The sequence below is a fragment of the Thermogemmatispora sp. genome (assembly GCF_019683755.1).
Classification (GTDB): domain Bacteria; phylum Chloroflexota; class Ktedonobacteria; order Ktedonobacterales; family Ktedonobacteraceae; genus Thermogemmatispora.
The window spans coordinates 1-3,983 of record NZ_JADGHT010000387.1 but is presented as its reverse complement, the minus strand read 5'-3'; the positions used below and the strand labels follow the sequence as shown (position 1 = coordinate 3,983).

Sequence of the window (3,983 nt, the reverse complement as noted above, 5' to 3'; positions counted from 1 at the left end):
ATCTATAACATTCATATATAACGATGTATTGACCTCAGAATACTCGCCAAAGTTAAGGGCGACAATCTTGTTCTCAGCCTGGCTACGCTCACCAACCTGGCCCGGAGATTTCGCTATGCTAACGCTGGCAAGGGGACGAAAGCAACCAGTGATACAATAAGGCCTGGATCTTACTGCCATGAGCAAACGACCGAGCCAGCAGCGTCGCGAGCGGTGGTATATAAAGTTGAGAAAAAGGAGGGCAGCACCATGAAGCTGGAGCGTATTCAGCAGGCCCTACAAGAGGAAGGACTACACGGCTGGCTTTTCTACGATTTTCGGCGTTCCAATCCCATTGCTCACCGGATACTGGAACTACCGCGCGAACAACTGTTTACACGACGTTGGTTTTACTGGATACCGACCCAAGGGGAGCCAATTGCCCTGGTGAGCGCGGTAGAGCCGCATGTCCTGCGCAGTCTGCCGGGAGAGCAGCGTATTTTCCGTTCCTGGCAAGAGCTGCATACCCAGCTCCGCAGCCTTTTCCGACCAGGCTGGCGGATTGCTATGGAATACTCGCCGCACAACGCCATTCCCTATCTGTCTACCGTTGACGCTGGCACAATTGAATTAGTGCGCACCTGTGGCGTCGAGATTATCAGCTCAGCCAATCTGGCTCAACACTTCGTCGCGCGCCTCACACCTCAACAGATCGCCAGTCACCGTGAAGCCGGGCGGCGACTCATAGCTGCCAAAGATCGTCTCCTTGAGGAGTTAACAGGCGATCTACAGGCGGGAAGAAGCCTTGATGAGTATAGCGTCCAGCAACGCTTGCTGACACTGATGCAAGCCGAAGGGCTGCTAGTCGAGGAGCCGCCGCTTATTGCTGTCAACAGCAATGCCAGCAACCCACATTACACGCCCACCGCAGAGCAACACAGTCCTATTCAGCGCGGCGACCTCCTCCTCATCGACTTCTGGGCGCGCCTCCCTGAACCAGAGGCTATCTACGCCGACTACACCTGGATGGCTTTCGTTGGTCGTCAGGAGGAGATCCCTCCACGGCAACGAGAAATCTTCGCCCTCGTCTGTCAAGCCCGCGATACGGGTCTTGATTTCATTCGCCAACGCTTGGCAGCGGGTCAACCTCTGCAAGCCTATGAAGTGGACGATGTCGTCCGAGCCGTCATCGCGCGCGCTGGCTATGGTGAGGCCTTTGTACATCGCAGTGGCCACAGCATCACGACAGTGGAACATGGCGAAGGTGCGCACCTGGACAACCTCGAAACCCATGACGAACGTCGCCTATTACCCGATACCTGCTGTTCATTAGAACCGGGCATCTATCTGCCCGACTTTGGCGTACGCAGCGAAATCAACCTGCTCATTCATGAGAGAGAAGTAGAAGTTACTGGCGTCCCCATGCAGCAAGAGATCGTTCCCCTGCTCTAGACAACTTCTTGCCTGACGGAACGAGCTGACCTTAGAACGAGCCGAGGGAGAGTAGCGAGAGCGTGAGCACGATGAAAACAGTAAAAAATCGGCTGATCGTTCATGGTAAGGAAGAGAGCGAAGGGGCAGAGAGGAGCACATAGCCAGGACGCAAGTGATTCGGCTACAACGTAAGCGCTGGCCAAAGCGTATAACTGGTAATCAGAGATAGCGCGATGAAAGTGAGGGTGCAGTCCAGCCAGCTTACCGGCGCTTGGAGACTGGGCAAGCAGAGGTGCCTGCCAATTGCAGTATTACAGGCTGCCAGGATAGTACGTATGAGGCTGGCCGAGAAGCTGCATCCCGAGCCGGGAGGCGAAAAACATGAGCAATGAATGGGAGCAAGGCACGAACACGCCGGGGGGACTGCCCGGCCCAAACGATATAGATAAGCGGTTCGAAGAGCTGGGGCGGGTGCTGACTCAGGGAGTGAGCGAAGTTCAACAGCAGATCAAAAGGGTAGTCGATCGCGCAAGCATCTACTGGCAGCAATCGCAGACAGTGCCGAGACCGGTCCCCCCTAGCGACAGCGAAGAGCAAAGGATTCGGCAGCTTGTCAATAGCTGGTCGGCGGGTAACTGGCGCGTAGCGAAAGACCTGGGGACCTACATGGATATTGTCGCCATGAGCCGTGACGAAGTGTGGGAGATCACAGTCCAAACGCGCTGGGAACATCGAACGCTGGAAATTGTCAGCGAGCCGTACACCGGTCAGGTCCCAGGCAAGCCTCAGCCGCTGCTACCTGTCTGGGACTACGAGCTGCCTGAAGTCAGCGACCTGCGACCGCCGACCACGCGCACCCGCCTGGCGGGTCTGGATGAACTGCTAGCCTGTACGGCTTGTAATGGTACTGGGCACGCTCTCTGTACTGAGTGCAATGGGCGAGGATGGATCACCTGTCCGGACTGCCGTGGGCGGGCCCGCAAACGTTGCGCCACCTGCCGCGGGCGTGGCTACGTCGCCGATTGGGCTGAACAGAAAAAGCGGCCCTTCTTACAGAGGCGCGTCGAAAAACTGGCCAATGCCCTTGGCGAGCGCGTTTCCTCGGTCTTTGAAGGCATCCGTCAGCAGGGAGTGCCGGTTCCAAATCCTCTGGATACCGATCCAGCCAACAAGGGGCGTACTATTCCTTGCCCTGACTGTATCAATGGCGAGGTCGACTGCGACTGCGTGACTGGGAAGCGCGTCTGCCCCGCCTGCCAGGGAGCCAAGTCCGTGCTTTGTCCCGCCTGCAATGGAACAGGCAAGATTGTCCGCCATCGCGAGATCGTGCGCAGCTTTGAACTGCGGACGCGGCGCCGCTTTGTCGGTACGGAAGCCTTGCCACAGCAGCAGCTACTCAAGGCTGAAGGGGAGCTGGTCTATAGCGCCGAGGTTGATGAAAACCTCCATCCCGAAGCGCCACCCGACGCCGTCCCACTTGACGTCTGGCAGGCTGCCATTGAAGAAGTGCGAACTGGCGCAGCGGTCTCTGGACGCGCTAGCGCCGAAGCTGTCCAGTCGAGCCTGCGACCAACGCTGCAAGTTCTGGAACTGGTGCGCATCCCCTATATCAAGGTGGACTACCGTTACATTGATCGCGATTACACGCTCTACATCTACGATGGCGAGGGACACGAGAAATTCTATGCAGCCTCCTTCCCGCCACGCTGGGATCGCATTGAACGCCTGGTCCGGGCCATTACCAGTGACCTGGCGGCACCAGCTCAGCCGCCGGCACCTTATGATCCTAATGAGACCTCCCAGCCACCTCGTGGTTACCGCGTACCAGTCGAGAAGCCACCCTACTCGCTTAGCCAAGGCGACGAGGAAGAAGTGCTTTGAGCACAGGGCCGACACCGGACAACGATCTTGTTCCTGCCCGGTGTCGGCTCCTCGCCTGCTCTCTGCTGACTAGCGCCTTCATCGTATGCGGCCTGGTCAGCTCCCCCGGCCTGACCACCTGCCAATTTTCTCCCCAATTTGAAAAATTCTCCCCTACACCCCTTGACAAGGCCCTAGCCCTATGGCATAATTAAGTCCGCGCCGGACGGAAAGACGGTCAACAAATCTCTCGCAGAAATTCTCCACAGAGATTTCAGAACCGCGGTACGGTGTCCTCAGTGTAGTGTCCTGCAGAGAGCTTGATCCGTGAGGGATCGCTCTGTGTAGAGACCAGATGACTGATCCTGAGCGCAACTTACGACGCGGCTGATCTCTGTCTGTCTTTCCGGTAGGCAAGAGTGATTGCTAGTGTACCTTGACAATTGAAGAGTGGAAAACAGCAGAGGCGGATGTGCTGTGTTCGCCTGAAGTGGCGCTGTTTGCTGGTCCTTATGCCCAGGCACAGAAAGCTGTGCCACTAGGATTGGCTCGCAGATGGTCATCCAGGTGAGACAGCGCTGATGACTTCGTTCATCCAGAATTGAAGTGTTTGGCGGGTGGCTAGCTCAGCGGAGGCTGGGGAGCCAGCCGCTGAAGATACAGCCTTGATCCTTGTGGTAAGGGATCAAGGGATACAGCACTGGATGGCG

The 3,983-nt window shown here is 57.0% G+C and carries 2 protein-coding genes; both read left to right on the top strand.

The window, feature by feature from the left end; translation table 11 throughout:
* Positions 1-249: 249 nt before the first annotated feature.
* On the top strand, positions 250-1,431 hold the full coding sequence (locus tag IRZ24_RS17675) for a M24 family metallopeptidase (protein WP_297167161.1): 1,182 nt from the start codon (positions 250-252) through the stop codon (positions 1,429-1,431).
* Between the two features lie 363 nt (positions 1,432-1,794).
* A complete protein-coding gene (locus IRZ24_RS17670) occupies positions 1,795-3,294 on the top strand; it encodes a hypothetical protein (RefSeq protein WP_297167159.1) in 1,500 nt (499 codons plus the stop codon).
* The last annotated feature ends 689 nt before the right edge of the window (positions 3,295-3,983 follow it).

Bases quoted from the DNA above. Each gene is read 5' to 3' on its own strand.
- IRZ24_RS17675 (WP_297167161.1), top strand. From the start codon at position 250: ATGAAGCTGGAGCGTATTCAGCAGGCCCTACAAGAGGAAGGACTACAC.
- IRZ24_RS17670 (WP_297167159.1), top strand. From the start codon at position 1,795: ATGAGCAATGAATGGGAGCAAGGCACGAACACGCCGGGGGGACTGCCC.